Source organism: Burkholderia sp. BCC1640, from assembly GCF_902833125.1.
Classification (GTDB): domain Bacteria; phylum Pseudomonadota; class Gammaproteobacteria; order Burkholderiales; family Burkholderiaceae; genus Burkholderia; species Burkholderia diffusa.
This window is the reverse complement of sequence record NZ_CADFEF010000011.1, coordinates 1-16,264: the sequence shown is the minus strand read 5'-3', so window position 1 is coordinate 16,264 and position 16,264 is coordinate 1. Positions and strand designations below refer to the sequence as shown.

Genomic DNA, 16,264 nt, shown 5'->3' with positions numbered 1-16,264 from the left:
TGGTTCGTCTCACGCAGAAGCTGCGCGGTGGTGATGCAAAGGCTGAAGCGGGCCGCCGCGCGGCCCAGTCTGACAAACCGGGCCGGATGCGCTGGCCGTGCCCGGTTCGTGGTCTCGCATGGTGCGGTCAGGCGTCCGTGCCGCCCTGGGCGGCCAGCGCGGTTTCGAGCGCCTTGATGCGGTCGCGCAGCTTGTCGAGGTTGCGCACGAGCGCGGCGCTCTTGTTCCATTCGCCGTGGTCGACGGCAGGGAACGCGCTCGTGTAGATGCCTGCCTTCGGCAGCGACTTCGACACGCCCGAATTCGCGGTGATGATGACATAGTCGCCAAGCGTCACGTGGCCGGCGATTCCGGCCGCGCCGCCGATCATGCAGTGGCGGCCGATCGTCGTGCTGCCCGCGATGCCCGCCTTGCCGGCGATCACCGTGTAGGCGCCGATCCGGCAGTTGTGGGCGATCTGCACCTGGTTGTCGATCTTCACGCATTCCTCGATGACGGTGTCCGCCATCGCGCCGCGATCGATCGTCGTGTTCGCGCCGATCTCGACGTCCGGGCCGACCGACACGCCGCCGACCTGCGGAATCTTGACCCAGCTGCCGGTGCGCGCCTCGCCGTCGCCGACGAAATCCGGCGCGAAGCCGAACCCGTCGGAACCGATCACGGCACCCGAATGGATGATCGCGCGCGGGCCGATCCTGCAGCCGTGATACACCGATGCGTTCGGATACAGGTGCGAACCCGCGCCGATCGTCGTGCCGCGCCCCACGAACACGTTCGCGTCGAGCTGCACGCCGTCCTCGATCACCGCGCCGGCCTCGATCGTCACGTGCGGACCGATCACCGCGCTCGCGGCGACCTGCGCGGCCGGATCGATCGTCGCGCTCGGATGCACGCCGGCCGCGCGCGGCGGCGTGGCGAGATCGATGAACATCTGCGCGACGCGCGCGAAGTACGCGTACGGATTCGGCGTCACGATGAAATTGCGGGAGCCAGCCGTCCGGCCATCAGCGGCCGCGCCCAGCTTTTCGAGATCCTTCGGCGCGATCAGCACCGCGCCGGCGCGGGTCGTCTCGACCTGCGACAGGTACTTCGGATTCGCGAGAAACGCGAGTTGCTGAGGGCCTGCCTGGTCGAGCGGCGCGAGGCCGCCCACCTTGCACTGGGCGTCGCCGACGATCTCGCCGCCGAACCGCTTTACGAGTGCCTCAAGCGTCAATGCCATTCGTCGTCTGCTCCGTTCAGTTCGTCGAGCCGGACGCGAGCGCCTTGAGCACCTTGTCGGTGATGTCGATGCGCGGGCTGACGTACACGGCTTCCTGCACGATCAGGTCGTAATTTTGCTGCTCGGCGATCTGCTTGATGACCTTGTTCGCACGCTCCAGCACAGCCGCGAGTTCCTCGTTGCGGCGCTGGTTCAGGTCTTCGCGAAACTCGCGCTGCTTGCGCTGGAAGTCGGTATCGAGCTGCGCGAGATCGCGCTGCTTCTGTGCGCGATCGGCCGCCGACAGCGACGGGCCGTTCTTGTCCAGCGAATCGGACATCGACTTCAGACGCGCGGCGAGGTCCTGCAGATCCTTGTCGCGCTTCGCGAACTCGGCTTCGAGCTTCGTCTGCGCCGCCTTGGCGGGCGCGGACTCGCGCAGGATCCGATCCGAATTGACCGCCGCGATGCGGGCGACGTCCTGAGCATGTGCCGTCGCCGCGCCCAAGGCCAGCGCAACGGTCAGCGCACACATCACTCGTTTCGAAAACTTACCGGTTAGCAAAATTACCCTCTCGTTGCTGTTGTCATGCGTTCGATCAGAACGCCGTCCCGATCTGGAACTGGAATTTCTGGTACTGGTCGCCTTCATGCTTCTGCAGCGGGAAGCCAAGGCTCAGCTTCAGCGGGCCGATCGGCGAGATCCACGCGAGACCCACACCATAGCCGTAACGCAGGCCGTTCGCGCCGGTACTCGTGCCGCCCGGCGCGTTGCCCCACACGTTACCGCCGTCGAGGAACGTGAACACGCGCAGCGTGCGGTCGTAGCCGGTACCCGGCAGCGGGAACGTCAGCTCGATGTTGCCGACCAACATCTTCGAACCGCCGATCGGGTCGTTCGTCTTCGTGTCGCGCGGGCCCAGCGAGCTCGGCTCATAGCCACGCACGGAGCCGATACCGCCCGCGTAGTAGTTCTTGAAGATCGGGTACGGGTTGCCGATACCGTTGCCGTAGCCGCCTTGCAGGTTCAGGCCCAGGATGAAGCCGCGCGAGAACGAATAGTAGTACTGCGCCTGCAGGTCGGCCTTGTAGTACTGAATCTTGCCGACCGGCACGCCGTATTCGACGTTCGCCTGCGTGAAGTAGCCGCGGCTCGGGATCAGCGCGCTGTCACGCGCGTCGCGGGACCACGCGACCGTCAGCGGCACCGTGTTTGACACGCGGCCGAACTCGTTCACGTAATCCTGGTAGCTCTGCGGCGTGTTCGAGTCGACGTCGAGACGGTTCTGCTCGAAGCCCGCGCCGAAGTAGACGGTGTCGACTTCCGAGAACGGAATGCCGAACTTCAGGTTGCCGCCCGCGCTGATGATCCGGAAGCTCGAGCTCGTCGAATAGTAGAGCGGCTGGTACGTGCGGTAGTAGACGTCCGTGATCCGCTTGATGCCGTCGACCGTGAAGTACGGGTCGACCTGCGTGACGGTCAGCGTGCGGTAGCTCTTCGCGGTATTGACGTTCACCGACAGGCTCGTGCCCGAGCCGAACACGTTGTCCTGCGACACGCCCGCCGACAGCACCACCTTGTCCGTCGACGAGAAGCCCGCGCCCAGCGTGATCGCGCCGGTCGGCTTTTCATCGACCTTCACGTTCACGTCGACCTGGTCGTTCGTGCCTTCGACGGGCACCGTCGTCACGTCGACGTTGGTGAAGTAGCCGAGACGGTTCACGCGGTCCTTCGACAGCGCGAGGCGGTTCGAATCGAACCACGAGCTTTCGAGCTGGCGCATTTCGCGGCGCACGACTTCGTCACGCGTACGCGTGTTGCCGACCACGTTGATGCGGCGCACGTACACGCGGCGGCTCGGATCGACGACGAGATTCAGGTTCACCTTGTGGTTTGCCTGGTCGATGTCCGGCTGCGCGTTGACGGTCGCGAATGCATAGCCGTATTCGCCGAGCTTGTCGACGATCGACTTCGTCGTTTGCTGCAGCTTTTCGGCCGAGAAGCGATCGCCCGGCTTGATCTTGATCAGCTTGTTCAGTTCGGCTTCGCGGTCGAGCAGGTTGCCCGACAGCTTGATGCCCGACACCGTGTACGGCTCGCCTTCGTGCAGCGTGACCGTCAGGTACATGTCCTTCTTGTCGGGCGAGATCGACACCTGGGTCGACTCGATGTTGAACTCGAGGTAGCCGCGGTTCAGGTAGTACGAGCGCACGGCCTCGAGGTCACCTGTGAGCTTTTCCTTCGAGTACAGGTCGTTCTTCGTGTACCAGGAGAACCAGTTCGGCGTCGACAGCTGCATCTCGTCGCGCAGCGCGCTGGTGCTGAACGCCTTGTTGCCGATGAAGTTGATCTGGCGGATCTTCGCGCTCGGGCCTTCGGCGACCGCGAACAGGATCGACACGCGGTTCGCGTCGACCGGCGTGACCGTCGTCTTGACCTCGGCCGCATAGAAGCCGCGCGTCAGGTACTGACGCTTGAGCTCCTGCTCCGCCTTGTCGACGAGCGCCTTGTCGTAGTAGCGGCCGTCGGCCAGACCCACCGCGCGCAGCGCCTTCGTCAGGTTGTCCTTGTCGAATTCCTTCGTGCCGGTGAAGTCGATCGACGCGATGGCCGGACGCTCCTGCACCTGCACGATCACGACGTTGCCCTGGGTGGCAATGCGCACGTCGTTGAAGAAACCCGTGGCGTACAGCGCGCGGATTGCTTCGGATGCCTTGTCGTCGGTGAAGGTATCGCCCTGCTTGATCGGCAGGTAGGCGAACACCGAACCCGCTTCGACGCGCTGCAACCCCTCGATCTTGATGTCTTGCACCACGAACGGTGCCGCTGCATGCGCCGCGAGGCCGTGCGCGGCGAGCGCGGCCGCTGCAACTGTCTTAGGTACAAAGCGATGAGGTTTGAACAACGTGCATCCCCAATATTTAGCTGCATCAAATCAGGCGGCGGCCGACTGGCCGCCGCCTGACGCTTCAGAAATGGATTAACCGAGCCAGGTCGTTGAACAGCGCGATCGCCGACAACGCGACGATGCAGATCAACCCGGCTCTTTGCAGAATCAGCTGCCAGCGCTCCGAGACCGCTTTCCCGGTCGCGGCTTCAACCAGATAATATAACAGATGCCCCCCGTCCAAAACGGGAATCGGCAGCAAGTTCAGCACCCCGAGGCTAATGCTGACAAGGGCGAGGAACGACAGGAAGGCCGACGGACCGAGCCGCGCGCTCTTGCCGGCGTAGTCGGCGATCGTCACCGGGCCGGACAGATTCTTCAGCGACGCATCGCCCGTGATCATCCGTCCGAACATCTTCAGCGAGTAAACCGCAATGTCCCACGTGCGGTGCGCGCCGAGCCGCAGACTCTCGATCGGCCCATAGCGCACGTCGACCGACGGCGTGTGCATCGACAGCGCCGCGCCGATGCGGCCGATCTGCTGCCCCGTTTCATCGTCGCGCTGCGCTTGCGGCACAATCGACACCGTCCGGGCGGCGCCGCCGCGCTCGACCTGCAGTTCGACCGCTTGGCCCGCATGGTGCTTCACCGCGTCGATGAAGCGCGATGCGCCGCCGATCGGACTGCCGTCGAGCGCCAGCAGCTTGTCGCCGGCCTTCAGGCCCGCCTGCTCGGCCGCGCTGCCGGGCTGCACGGACGCCACCGACAGCGTGCCGCCGCCGGTCTCGAAGCCCAGGTGCATCATGAAATCGTCGTCGAGCTGGCTTTCGGGAACATTGCGCAGGTCGACGCGGAAGTCGAACGTCGACGCGCCGCCGTCACGCGCGCCGAGCACGACCTCGCGATGATCGAACGCGGCGGACAGCAGCTTCCAGCGCAGGTCCGACCACGAGCGCACCGGCACGGCCTCGCCACCTTGCGCGTCACCTACGCGCGCGTCGCGGATCGACACGATCGTTTCGCCGCCGTCGAAGCCCGCGTGGGCCGCCACGGTGCCGGCGGCCGGCGGCGCGAGCACCGCGGCCGGCTCGGTCACGCCGGTTGCGAATACGACGGAAAACAGGGCGATTGCCAACAGGAAGTTCGCGATCGGGCCGGCGGCGACGATCGCGATGCGCTTGAACACCGATTGCCGGTTGAACGCCTGATCGAGTTCCTCGGGCTTGACGCCCGCCCCCGGCTCGCGCTCGTCGAGCATCTTCACGTAACCGCCGAGCGGCAACGCCGAGAGCGTCCATTCGGTGCCCGTCCTGCGGCTGACCCAGCGCGCGACGGGCTGGCCGAAACCGATCGAGAAACGCAGCACCTTCACGCCGCACCAGCGCGCGACGCGATAATGTCCGTACTCATGCACGACGACCAGCACCCCGATCGCCACCGCAAACGCGATCAGTTCGACCAGCACGTTCATGAGCACCTCATTCAGACAGCGCGCTCCACGCGTGGCGCAGGCGCTTTCGCAATGATCTCGGCGGCGAGGCGGCGTGCCTCGGCGTCCGCCGCAAGGACGTCGTCGAGCCCGTTCGGGTTACGGTTCGGCAGTGCGTTGAGCACCGCATCGACCGTCGCCGCGATCGCCATGAAGCCGATCCGGCGCTCGAGAAATGCTTCGACCGCGATTTCGTTCGCCGCGTTCAACGCGGCGCTCGCGATACCGCCCTCCTCAAGCGCCTTCAGCGCGAGTGCGAGGCACGGGAAGCGCGTGTAGTCGGGCTTCTCGAACGACAGCTGCGCGATCTGCGCGAGGTCGAGCTGGTCGACACCGGCGTCGACGCGCTCCGGGAACGCGAGCGCGTGCGCGATCGGCGTGCGCATGTCGGGGTTGCCGAGCTGCGCGAGCACCGAGCCGTCGCGGTACGACACGAGCGAATGGATCACGCTCTGCGGGTGGATCAGCACGTCGATCCGGTCGCCCGGCAGGCCGAAGATCCAGTGCGCCTCGATGACTTCGAGGCCCTTGTTCATCATCGTCGCGGAATCGACGGAAATCTTGCGGCCCATCACCCAGTTCGGGTGCTTGCATGCTTCGTCCGGCGTCACGTCGACGAGCGTGGCCGGCTCACGCGTGCGGAACGGGCCGCCCGACGCGGTCAGGATGATCTTCGAGATCCCGCCGTGCTCATTCTCGTCGCGCGGCATGCACTGGAAGATCGCGTTGTGTTCGCTGTCGACCGGCAGCAGGATCGCGCCATGGTCGCGCACGGCGTCCATGAAGATCGCGCCCGACATCACGAGCGATTCCTTGTTCGCGAGCAGGATGCGCTTGCCGGCGCGCGCGGCCGCGAGGCTCGGCGCGAGGCCGGCCGCGCCGACGATCGCGGCGACGACCGTATCGCAGCCGTCGCTCTTCGACACGTCGACAAGCGCCTGCGGCCCGTACAGCACCATCGTCTTGCTGCCCGCCGCGCGCAGTTTCGCCTCGACGTGCGCGGCCGTGTTCGCATCGCCGACCACCGCGATTTCGGGTGCGAATCGCAGGCACTGCTCGACGAGCTTGTCGCCGTTGCGGTGCGCGGTCAACGCGTAGACCGAGAAACGCTCGGGATGGCGGGCGACCACGTCGAGCGTGCTGTCTCCGATCGAGCCCGTGGAACCGAGCAGTGTCAGACGTTTTTGCATAGCAGAAATAGTGGTTTAACCAAGCAGCAGCATTGCGAGCGGCAGCACCGGCAGCAGCGCGTCGACGCGGTCGAGCACGCCACCGTGACCGGGCAGCAGGCCGCTCGAATCCTTCACGCCCGCCTGACGCTTCAGCAGCGACTCGAACAGGTCGCCGATCACGCTGTAGACGACCAGCAGCGTCAGCGCGGCCCACGCGCCGGGCATCCCGTAGCGCGCAGCGAATGCGGAAAACAGGGTCGGCTCGAACCAGTGCGCGGCCATCGCGACACCCGCGACGACCATCACGACGAGCCAGCCGCCGATCGCGCCTTCCCAGCTCTTGCCGGGACTGATCGTAACGGCCAGTTTACGCTTTCCGAAGGCCTTGCCCGCGAAGTATGCGCCGATATCGGCCAGCCAGACGACCAGAAGCAGCGACAGCACGAACGCAACGCCCTGCGCGCGCGCCGCGACGACCGCGTGCCAGCAGGCCGCGAACACCACGAGCCCGGCGGCGAGCAGGAACGGCCGCCACACGCCGCCCGCGAGCTCCGGCTTGCGCCGCAGCGAGAACGGGCCGACCAGCAGCCAGAACACGCCGGCCGCCATGAAAAGGGGACGGGACGAAGCGGCTTCGACGCCGAGCGGCGCGGTCGCCGCGAGCGCCAGCGCCGCGACGATCGCGTAGACGACCGAACCGGTTGCGCCGAGCTTGAGCAGGCGCGCCCACTCCCACGCGGCGAACACGAGCACGACGCCGATCAGCGCACCGAACGCGGCGAGCGGCGCGAACAGCGTCACCGGCAGCAACACTGCCAGCATCACGACCGCCGTGATCACACGGGTCTTCAGCATGAAAGGGAGTCGGCGTTCTGCGATTGTGGTTCGAGCTGCGCGCTGGTGCGCCCGAAACGGCGCTCGCGCTCGGTATACGACGCGATCGCGTCGGCTAGCGCCGCGCCGTCGAAGTCCGGCCAGTATTTGTCGGTGAAATAGAATTCGGCGTACGCGAGCTGCCACAGCAGGAAATTGCTGACGCGCTGCTCACCGCCGGTGCGGATGAAGAGATCGGGCTCCGGCGCATAGGCCATCGCCAGGTGCGGCGCGAACGCGTCTTCGGTCACGTCGACCTCGCGTCCCTCGCGCACGGCCTGCTCGACGAGTTTCTTCGTCGCCTGCAGGATGTCCCAGCGGCCACCGTAGTTCGCGGCGATCGTCAGGGTGAGACGGGTGTTGCGCGCCGTCTTGGTTTCGGCGCGGCGGATCAGTTCGCGGATGCGCGGCTCGAAGCGCTCGAGATCGCCCACCACCCGCAGGCGGATCCCGTTCGCATGCAGCTTGCCGATCTCGCGCTCGAGCGCGGTGATGAACAGCCGCATCAGGAACGACACTTCGTCGTTCGGCCGGCGCCAGTTTTCGGAACTGAACGCGAACAGCGTCAGGTATTCGACGCCGGCGCGCGCGCAGCCTTCGACCACCGCCCGCACGGCATCCACGCCGCGGGTGTGCCCCGCGACGCGCGGCAAGCGGCGTTCGGTCGCCCAACGGCCGTTGCCGTCCATGATGATCGCGATATGACGCGGCACGGCGCCGACATCAGGCACGCGAACGGTAGAGCTGGTATAGGTCATGGCCGTTGAGACAGTAATGCGGGAAGAAGGCGGCGCGCGAGAACGGTCGTCAGACCGTCATGATCTCGGCTTCCTTGCTCTGCACGAGCTTGTCGACTTCGGCAACGTGCTTGTCGGTCAGCTTCTGCACGTCGTCGCTCGCACGGCGCTCGTCGTCTTCCGAGATTTCCTTGTCCTTCACGAGTTTCTTGAGCGCTTCGTTCGCGTCGCGGCGCAGGTTACGGATCGCAACCTTGGCCGTTTCGCCTTCGCTCTTGACCACCTTGGTCAGTTCGCGGCGGCGCTCTTCCGTCAGCGCGGGCATCGGCACGCGGATCAGGTCGCCGGCCGTCGCCGGGTTCAGGCCGAGATCCGCTTCGCGGATGGCCTTCTCGACCTTCGCGACCATGTTCTTTTCCCACGGCTGCACGCCGATCGTGCGTGCATCGACGAGCGTCAGGTTCGCAACCTGCGAGATCGGCACCATCGAACCGTAGTAGTCGACCTGCACGTGATCGAGCAGACCGGTATGCGCACGGCCCGTACGGATCTTCGCCAGATCGTTCTTGAACGCTTCGATCGAGCGCTGCATCTTCTGCTCCACGCCCTTCTTGACATCAGCGACACTCATTTCAACCTCCAAACCTTCCAACCTTCAAAGAACGCGGGCCCCGCCCGGCGCGCCACGCACCGCGGCCGGCGACCCACGCCGCTTGCCCGCATCCGCGGGAGTTTACACGTGGACGAGCGTACCTTCGTCCTCGCCCAGCACGATACGCTTGAGCGCGCCCGGCTTGTTGATCGAAAACACGCGAATCGGCAGCTTCTGGTCGCGGCACAGCGCGAAGGCCGTCGCGTCCATCACCTGCAGATTGCGGCTGATCGCCTCGTCGAAGCTGATCGTCGTGTAGCGCGTGGCTGACGGATCCTTCTTCGGATCGGCAGAATATACGCCATCGACCTTGGTCGCCTTCAGTACGACCTCGGCGCCCACTTCCGAACCGCGCAGTGCGGCGGCCGTATCCGTCGTGAAGAACGGGTTACCCGTGCCGGCCGCGAAGATCACGACCTTGCCTTCCTCGAGCTGGCGGATCGCGCGGGGCCGGATGTACGGCTCGACGACCTGGTCCATGCGCAGCGCGGACTGCACGCGCGCGACGATGCCGGCGTGACGCATCGCGTCCTGCAGCGCCAGCGCGTTCATCATCGTCGCCAGCATCCCCATGTAGTCGGCCGTCGCGCGGTCCATGCCGGCCGCGCCACCCGCGACACCGCGGAAAATGTTACCGCCGCCGATCACGACCGCGAGCTGCGTGCCGAGACCCACGACTTCGGCGATATCCGCCACCATCCGCTCGATCGTCGCGCGATTGATGCCGAAGGCATCGTCGCCCATCAGCGCTTCGCCGGAGAGTTTGAGGAGGACGCGTTTATAGGCATTGGACATAGGGGCTTCCGAGCGACGAGAGGATGACAACCACGAACTGTAGGGGCGAAATACTGATTCGGGCAAGCGCCGACGGTCGGACGGGGGTTCCCGGCCGGCCGGCGGCGGCGCCGGCCGCGGCGGAGCGGACGCCCGCCGCGGATACTGCCTGACTGCTTACTGCTGCTTTGCTGCTGCGACTTGCGCGGCCACTTCGGCGGCGAAGTCGTCCTGACGCTTCTCGATGCCTTCGCCGACGACGAACAGCGCGAACTTCTGCACTGCCGCATTCGCTGCCTTCAGCATCTGCTCGATCGTCTGCTTGTCGTTCTTCACGAACGTCTGGTTCAGCAGCGACACTTCCTTCAGGTACTTCTGGACGCTGCCGTCGACCATCTTCGCGACGATTTCAGCCGGCTTGCCCGATTCGGCAGCCTTCTGCTCGGCGACACGGCGCTCCGTCTCGATCAGTTCCGCCGGCACGTCGGCCGACGACAGCGCGACCGGCTTCATCGCGGCGATGTGCATCGCGACGTCCTTGCCGACCTGCTCTTCCGCACCCGTGTACTCGACGATCACGCCGATACGCGCGCCGTGCAGGTACGTTGCGATCTTGTTCGCGGTTTCGAAACGGACGAAACGGCGGATCGACACGTTCTCGCCGATCTTGCCGATCAGGGCCAGACGCACTGCGTCGACCGTCGAGCCGTCGAGCGGCAGTGCCGACAGCGCTGCCACGTCGGCCGGGTTTTGCGTCGCGACGAGTTCCGCGACCGTCTTCGAGAATGCGAGGAAGTCGTCGTTCTTCGCGACGAAGTCGGTTTCGCAGTTCAGTTCGACCAGCGCGCCCGCGTTGCCGCCGACGAACGATGCGACGACGCCTTCGGCCGTCACGCGCGATGCCGCCTTGCTCGCCTTGTTGCCGAGCTTCACGCGCAGCAGCTCTTCAGCCTTGGCCAGATCGCCGTCGGCTTCCGTCAGCGCCTTCTTGCACTCCATCATCGGTGCGTCGGTCTTTGCGCGCAGTTCTGCCACCATGCTTGCGGTAATTGCCGCCATCATTCGCTCCTTGAGTCTGTATTCACAACGCCGCCCGCTTGGACGCGAACGGCCGAAAATCGTTTCCGGACCCGCGCCGATTCGGCGCGATCAGGTCCGGCGCACAAGCTTAAAAAAAGGGGGCCTGTTGAGAGCCCCCTTTTTGCGCCGGCTCGGGGCCAGTTACGCGTTTTCCTCGACGTACTCGTCGTCGCCACGCGCTGCCTGGACCACTTCGTTGACCGCGTTCGCACGGCCTTCCAGGATCGCGTCGGCCACGCCTTCGGCGTACAGCGCGACTGCCTTGCTCGAGTCGTCGTTACCCGGGATCACGTAATCCACACCTTCCGGCGAGTGGTTCGTATCGACCACGGCGATGACCGGCACGCCCAGCTTGTTCGCTTCCGTCACGGCAATCTTGTGGTAGCCGACGTCGACGACGAAGATTGCGTCCGGAATGCCGCCCATGTCCTTCACGCCGCCGATCGACTTCTGCAGCTTGGCGATTTCGCGTTCGAACAGCAGCGCTTCCTTCTTGCTCATCTTCTCGAGCTCGCCCGCCTCGACTGCCGCTTCCATGTCCTTCAGGCGCTTGATCGAAACCTTCAGCGTCTTGAAGTTGGTCATCATGCCGCCGAGCCAGCGTGCGTTGACGTACGGCATGCCCGCGCGCTGCGCTTCCTGGGCGATCGTGTCACGCGACTGACGCTTCGTGCCGACGAACAGGATCGTGCCGCGGTTCGCTGCCAGCTGGCGCACGTACTTCTGTGCGTCCGTGAACATCGGCAGCGTCTTTTCGAGGTTGATGATGTGAATCTTGTTGCGGTGACCGAAAATGAACGGAGCCATCTTCGGGTTCCAGAAACGGGTCTGGTGACCGAAGTGGACACCCGCTTCCAGCATTTGGCGCATCGTGACTGCCATGTAAATTCTCCACGAGGGTTGGGTCTTAAGCCGGCTGCCGTACCGCCGCGCGAACGCGCCCCGAAGGACCCTCGTTCCGCGCGGCCGGCACCCTGGTTGCGCCGGCTTGCGATTCGGCACGTGCGAAAATGCCCGTGCCGCAAGCCTTTCATCGCCATGCCGCCCTGTACCGCCCGATGACGGACATGTTCGGCATCTGGATGTCGACTTAGCCAAAGAGTATAGCACGCCGATTTGTCGGCTCTCAAGTCGCCCGACACTTTCGCTTGCCGCGCGGCAGTCGACCGGGCAATCCGCGAAAACCCGCATCGGCACCGCCGGCAGGGGCTGCGAGGCCCGCCATAAGGTGCGATAATCCGTCAATTCACCGCATTCCAGGCATACCTCGATGGCTATTACGCTCAAAAACGAACACGACATCGCCGAGATGCGCGTCGCCTGCCGTCTCGCGAGCGAAGTGCTCGACTTCATCACGCCGCACGTCGTCGCGGGCATCACGACCGCCGAACTCGACCGACTCTGTCACGAATTCATGCTCAACGAGCAGGGCACGATCCCCGCGCCGCTGAATTATCAGCCGCCCGGCTATCCGCCGTACCCGAAGGCCACCTGCATCTCCGTCAACGACGTGATCTGCCACGGCATTCCGGGCGAGAAGGTGATCAAGAACGGCGACGCGCTGAACATCGACATCACCGTGATCAAGAACGGCTACTTCGGCGACACAAGCCGGATGTTCATCGTCGGAGAGGGCTCGATCCTCGCGAAGCGCCTCGTACAGACCACCTACGAGTGCATGTGGCTCGGCATCGACCAGGTCAAGCCCGGCGCCCACCTCGGCGACATCGGCTACGCGATCCAGAAGCATGCGGAAGCGCAGGGGTACAGCGTCGTGCGCGAATACTGCGGCCACGGCATCGGCACCGTGTTCCACGAGGATCCGCAGGTCGTCCACTACGGCCGTCCGGGCACCGGCATCGAGCTGAAGGCCGGGATGATCTTCACGATCGAGCCGATGATCAACGCCGGCAAGCGCGATATCCGCACGATGCCCGACCAGTGGACGGTCAAGACGCGCGACCGCAGCCTGTCCGCGCAGTGGGAGCACACGGTGCTCGTCACCGAGACGGGCTACGAGGTGCTGACCGTGTCCGCCGGCACGCCGGCGCGCCCGGTGTTCGCGCAACCGGCCGCCGCGGTCTGAGCGCCGCCGCGCCAGCCCGCCCCACCCGCCCCTGACCTGAACGGCCCGCCCATGAGCGCTCACGCCGCCCCCTCGCCCGAAGCGCTGTCGCGGCGCGCCGAATTCAAGGCCGCCAAGGCCGACATGCTCGATCGCTTTCGCAGCGCGACGAACGTCGCGTCGCTGATGCACGCGCTGTCGAAACTCACCGACGATGTGCTCAAGCGCGTGTGGGACGAGTGCGGGCTGCCCGCGACGCTTACACTCGTCGCCGTCGGCGGCTACGGGCGCGGCGAGCTCGCGCCCTACTCCGACGTGGACATCCTCGTGCTGCTGCCCGATGCGCACGACCCGGCGCTCGACGCGCGCATCGAGCGCTTCATCGGGATGGCATGGGATCTCGGCCTCGAGATCGGCAGCAGCGTGCGCACGGTCGCCCAATGCATCGAGGAAGCATCGCAGGACGTCACCGTGCAGACCTCGCTGCTCGAGGCGCGCCGCATCGTCGGCAGCACCGCGCTGTTCGAGCGCTTCACCGTACGGTATCACGAGGCGCTCGACGCGCGCGCATTCTTCACCGCGAAGGTGCTCGAGATGCGCCAGCGCCACGCGAAGTTCCAGGACACGCCGTACAGCCTCGAGCCGAACGTGAAGGAAAGCCCGGGCGGGTTGCGCGACCTGCAGACGATCCTCTGGATTGCGCGCGCGGCCGGCTTCGGCAGCAGCTGGCGCGAACTCGACACGCGCGGCCTCATCACCGATCGCGAGGCGCGCGAGCTGCGCCGCAACGAAGGATTCCTGAAGACGCTGCGCGCGCGGCTGCACGTGATCGCCGGCCGCCGCCAGGACATGCTCGTGTTCGACCTGCAGACGCAGGCCGCCGAGAGCTTCGGCTACCAGCCGACGCAGGCCAAGCGCGCGAGCGAGCAGCTGATGCGCCGTTACTACTGGGCCGCGAAAGCGGTCACGCAGCTGGCGACGATCCTGATCCAGAACATCGAGGCGCAGCTGTTTCCCGCGACGAGCGGCATCACGCGCGTGCTGTCTCCCGATCGCTTCGTCGAGAAGCAGGGCATGCTCGAGATCGTCGACGACGGCGTGTTCGAACGCCATCCGGACGCGATCCTCGAAGCGTTCCTGCTGTACGAGGCGACCCGTGGCGTGAAGGGTCTGTCCGCCCGCACGCTGCGCGCGCTGTACAACTCGCGCGAGATCATGAACGACACGTGGCGGCGCGATCCGCAGAACCGCCGCACGTTCATGCAGATCCTGCAGCAGCCCGAAGGCATCACGCATGCTTTCCGGCTGATGAACCAGACGAGCGTGCTCGGCCGCTATCTGCTAAATTTCCGCCGCATCGTCGGCCAGATGCAGCACGACCTTTACCACGTGTACACGGTCGACCAGCACATCCTGATGGTGTTGCGCAACATTCGCCGCTTCGCGGTGGCCGAGCATGCGCACGAGTACCCGTTCTGCAGCCAGCTGATCGGCAATTTCGAGCGCCCGTGGGTGCTGTATGTCGCGGCGCTGTTCCACGACATCGCGAAGGGCCGCGGCGGCGACCACTCGACGCTCGGGATGGCCGACGCGCGGCGTTTCTGCCGCGAGCACGGGATCGCCGGCGACGACGCGGCGCTGATCGTGTGGCTCGTCCAGCATCACCTGACGATGAGCCAGGTCGCGCAGAAGCAGGACACGAGCGACCCGGAGGTCATCAAGCGCTTCGCCGAAGTCGTCGGCAACGAGCGCTACCTCACCGCCCTCTACCTGCTGACCGTCGCCGATATCCGCGGCACGAGCCCGAAGGTGTGGAACACTTGGAAGGGCAAGCTCCTCGAAGACCTCTACCGGATTACGCTGGCAGTGCTCGGCGGCGCCAATCCCGACGCGCATTCGGAACTGAAGTCGCGGCAGGAGCAGGCGCTCGCGCTGCTGCGCCTCGAGACCGTGCCCGACGACGCGCACCGCGCGCTGTGGGATCAGCTCGACATCGGCTTTTTCCTGCGCCACGACGCGGCCGACATCGCATGGCAGACGCGCGTGCTGTACCGGCACGTGAACGCCGAGACCGCGATCGTCCGCGCGCGGCCGTCGCCGATCGGCGACGCGCTGCAAGTGCTCGTGTACGTGAAGGACCGCCCCGACCTGTTCGCGGGCATTTGCGCGTACTTCGACCGCAACGGGCTGTCGGTGCTCGATGCGCGCGTCAGCACGACGCGGCACGGCTATGCGCTCGACAACTTCATCGTCACGCAGACCGAACGCGACGTGCGCTACCGTGACATCGCGAATCTCGTCGAACAGCAACTCGCGACGCGCCTTGCCGAAACCGCGTCGCTGCCTGAGCCGTCCAAGGGTCGCCTGTCGCGGCTGTCCCGGACGTTTCCGATTACGCCGCGCGTCGACCTCCGGGCCGACGAGCGCGGTCAGTACTACATCCTGTCCGTGTCCGCCAACGACCGGCCGGGCCTTCTCTATTCGATCGCGCGCGTCCTGGCCGAGCATCGGGTCGGCGTCCACGCGGCGCGGATCAATACGCTCGGCGAACGCGTCGAGGACATCTTCCTGCTCGACGGTGCCGGCCTGTCCGACAACCGCTTGCAGATCCAGCTCGAAACCGAATTGCTGCGCGCGATCGCAGTCTGAATGAATCCCAGCGTTTATGCGCACCAAATTGACCGTCAAGAATCCGCGGCCGGCGTCGCCGACCCGCGCACCTGTCCGCTCTGGCAGCCTCGTCGCCCGCAAGGCGGTGCGCCCCGCCGCGCCGTCCGCGGCCGACAAGCCGCCGCGCCCGAAGAAGGCCGCCGCACCGGCCGCCGCCGGCGAGCGCGCGTTCAAGCCGCGCGGCGCGGAGGGCCCGGGTGCGGAACGCGCTCCGGCGAAGCGCGCACCGCGTGACGGCGGCGCCGAGCGCGGCTATCGCAGTGACGCGAAGCCTGGCGGCCGCGCCGAACGCGGCGACGCCCGTCCGTATCGCGGCACCGACGGCAAGCCCGATGCGCGGCCGCGCCGTGCGGGTACCGAAGGCGGTGCACGTACGCCCTATCGTGACAAGGCAGCCGGTGAAGGCGAAAAGCGCAGCTTCGGCGAACGCCGTACGTCGTCCGACCGCCCGGCTCGCCGCAGCGACGACGATACGCGCTCGCGCCGCGCAGGCGCCGAGGGCGGTGCACGTGCGCCCTATCGTGACAAGGCAGCCGGCGAAGGCGAAAAGCGCAGCTTCGGCGAACGCCGTACGTCGTCCGACCGCCCGGCTCGCCGCAGCGACGACGATACGCGCCCGCGCCGCGCAGGCGCCGAAGGCGCTGCACGCGCACCCTACCGCGA

General features: G+C 66.1%; 13 protein-coding genes and 1 pseudogene. 3 read left to right on the top strand and 11 right to left on the bottom strand.

Annotated elements, in window-relative coordinates; genetic code table 11:
- Positions 1 to 127: 127 nt before the first annotated feature.
- The 11 genes from lpxD to rpsB form a co-directional block, all read right to left on the bottom strand.
- Positions 128 to 1,222, bottom strand: a complete 1,095-nt coding sequence (lpxD, locus tag HWX25_RS13975; RefSeq protein ID WP_175908861.1) for a UDP-3-O-(3-hydroxymyristoyl)glucosamine N-acyltransferase — start codon at positions 1,220 to 1,222, stop codon at positions 128 to 130.
- Between the two features lie 16 nt (positions 1,223 to 1,238).
- On the bottom strand, positions 1,239 to 1,736 hold the full coding sequence (locus tag HWX25_RS13970; protein WP_059529330.1) for an OmpH family outer membrane protein: 498 nt from the start codon (positions 1,734 to 1,736) through the stop codon (positions 1,239 to 1,241).
- Between the two features lie 64 nt (positions 1,737 to 1,800).
- A complete protein-coding gene (gene bamA / locus HWX25_RS13965) occupies positions 1,801 to 4,107 on the bottom strand; it encodes an outer membrane protein assembly factor BamA (RefSeq protein ID WP_059691997.1) in 2,307 nt (768 codons plus the stop codon).
- A gap of 64 nt (positions 4,108 to 4,171) precedes the next feature.
- A complete protein-coding gene (gene rseP, locus HWX25_RS13960) occupies positions 4,172 to 5,560 on the bottom strand; it encodes an RIP metalloprotease RseP (protein WP_175908860.1) in 1,389 nt (462 codons plus the stop codon).
- Between the two features lie 11 nt (positions 5,561 to 5,571).
- Positions 5,572 to 6,768, bottom strand: a complete 1,197-nt coding sequence (locus tag HWX25_RS13955; protein WP_175908859.1) for a 1-deoxy-D-xylulose-5-phosphate reductoisomerase — start codon at positions 6,766 to 6,768, stop codon at positions 5,572 to 5,574.
- Between the two features lie 15 nt (positions 6,769 to 6,783).
- Positions 6,784 to 7,605 carry a phosphatidate cytidylyltransferase gene (locus tag HWX25_RS13950; RefSeq protein ID WP_175908858.1) on the bottom strand — a complete coding sequence of 274 codons (822 nt, stop codon included), beginning with the start codon at positions 7,603 to 7,605 and terminating at the stop codon, positions 6,784 to 6,786.
- Positions 7,599 to 8,381, bottom strand: coding sequence for a polyprenyl diphosphate synthase (gene uppS, locus HWX25_RS13945; RefSeq protein ID WP_006758563.1), 783 nt, complete (start codon positions 8,379 to 8,381; stop codon positions 7,599 to 7,601). The genes HWX25_RS13950 and uppS overlap by 7 nt, the downstream gene beginning before the upstream one ends.
- Before the next feature lie 49 nt (positions 8,382 to 8,430).
- Positions 8,431 to 8,991, bottom strand: coding sequence for a ribosome recycling factor (gene frr / locus HWX25_RS13940; protein WP_006752152.1), 561 nt, complete (start codon positions 8,989 to 8,991; stop codon positions 8,431 to 8,433).
- Between the two features lie 102 nt (positions 8,992 to 9,093).
- Complete coding sequence (pyrH, locus tag HWX25_RS13935; protein WP_011885142.1) at positions 9,094 to 9,807, bottom strand: UMP kinase; 714 nt, start codon at positions 9,805 to 9,807, stop codon at positions 9,094 to 9,096.
- A 156-nt stretch (positions 9,808 to 9,963) separates the two neighbouring features.
- Positions 9,964 to 10,845 (bottom strand): translation elongation factor Ts, encoded by an 882-nt coding sequence (gene tsf, locus HWX25_RS13930; RefSeq protein WP_034188848.1) that lies wholly within the window; start codon positions 10,843 to 10,845, stop codon positions 9,964 to 9,966.
- 162 nt (positions 10,846 to 11,007) lie between these two features.
- A complete protein-coding gene (gene rpsB, locus HWX25_RS13925; RefSeq protein WP_006483818.1) occupies positions 11,008 to 11,748 on the bottom strand; it encodes a 30S ribosomal protein S2 in 741 nt (246 codons plus the stop codon).
- Between the two features lie 388 nt (positions 11,749 to 12,136).
- On the opposite strand from rpsB, the gene map reads away from it, so the two are divergent.
- The 3 genes and pseudogenes from map to HWX25_RS13910 form a co-directional block, all read left to right on the top strand.
- Complete coding sequence (gene map / locus HWX25_RS13920) at positions 12,137 to 12,952, top strand: type I methionyl aminopeptidase (protein WP_021159103.1); 816 nt, start codon at positions 12,137 to 12,139, stop codon at positions 12,950 to 12,952.
- Between the two features lie 51 nt (positions 12,953 to 13,003).
- The gene (locus tag HWX25_RS13915) at positions 13,004 to 15,580 is read left to right on the top strand and encodes a [protein-PII] uridylyltransferase (protein WP_175908857.1); all 2,577 of its coding nucleotides are present in this window, start codon (positions 13,004 to 13,006) and stop codon (positions 15,578 to 15,580) included.
- A gap of 16 nt (positions 15,581 to 15,596) precedes the next feature.
- Positions 15,597 to 16,264, top strand: a pseudogene (locus tag HWX25_RS13910) (pseudouridine synthase); the annotation flags it as partial.

Excerpts from the sequence above, each read along its gene's own strand:
- lpxD (WP_175908861.1), bottom strand. The coding sequence starts at position 1,222 with ATGGCATTGACGCTTGAGGCACTCGTAAAGCGGTTCGGCGGCGAGATC.
- HWX25_RS13970 (WP_059529330.1), bottom strand. The coding sequence starts at position 1,736 with ATGTGTGCGCTGACCGTTGCGCTGGCCTTGGGCGCGGCGACGGCACAT.
- rseP (WP_175908860.1), bottom strand. The coding sequence starts at position 5,560 with ATGAACGTGCTGGTCGAACTGATCGCGTTTGCGGTGGCGATCGGGGTG.
- HWX25_RS13955 (WP_175908859.1), bottom strand. The coding sequence starts at position 6,768 with ATGCAAAAACGTCTGACACTGCTCGGTTCCACGGGCTCGATCGGAGAC.
- HWX25_RS13950 (WP_175908858.1), bottom strand. The coding sequence starts at position 7,605 with ATGCTGAAGACCCGTGTGATCACGGCGGTCGTGATGCTGGCAGTGTTG.
- uppS (WP_006758563.1), bottom strand. The coding sequence starts at position 8,381 with ATGACCTATACCAGCTCTACCGTTCGCGTGCCTGATGTCGGCGCCGTG.
- frr (WP_006752152.1), bottom strand. The coding sequence starts at position 8,991 with ATGAGTGTCGCTGATGTCAAGAAGGGCGTGGAGCAGAAGATGCAGCGC.
- pyrH (WP_011885142.1), bottom strand. The coding sequence starts at position 9,807 with ATGTCCAATGCCTATAAACGCGTCCTCCTCAAACTCTCCGGCGAAGCG.
- tsf (WP_034188848.1), bottom strand. The coding sequence starts at position 10,845 with ATGGCGGCAATTACCGCAAGCATGGTGGCAGAACTGCGCGCAAAGACC.
- rpsB (WP_006483818.1), bottom strand. The coding sequence starts at position 11,748 with ATGGCAGTCACGATGCGCCAAATGCTGGAAGCGGGTGTCCACTTCGGT.
- map (WP_021159103.1), top strand. The coding sequence starts at position 12,137 with ATGGCTATTACGCTCAAAAACGAACACGACATCGCCGAGATGCGCGTC.
- HWX25_RS13915 (WP_175908857.1), top strand. The coding sequence starts at position 13,004 with ATGAGCGCTCACGCCGCCCCCTCGCCCGAAGCGCTGTCGCGGCGCGCC.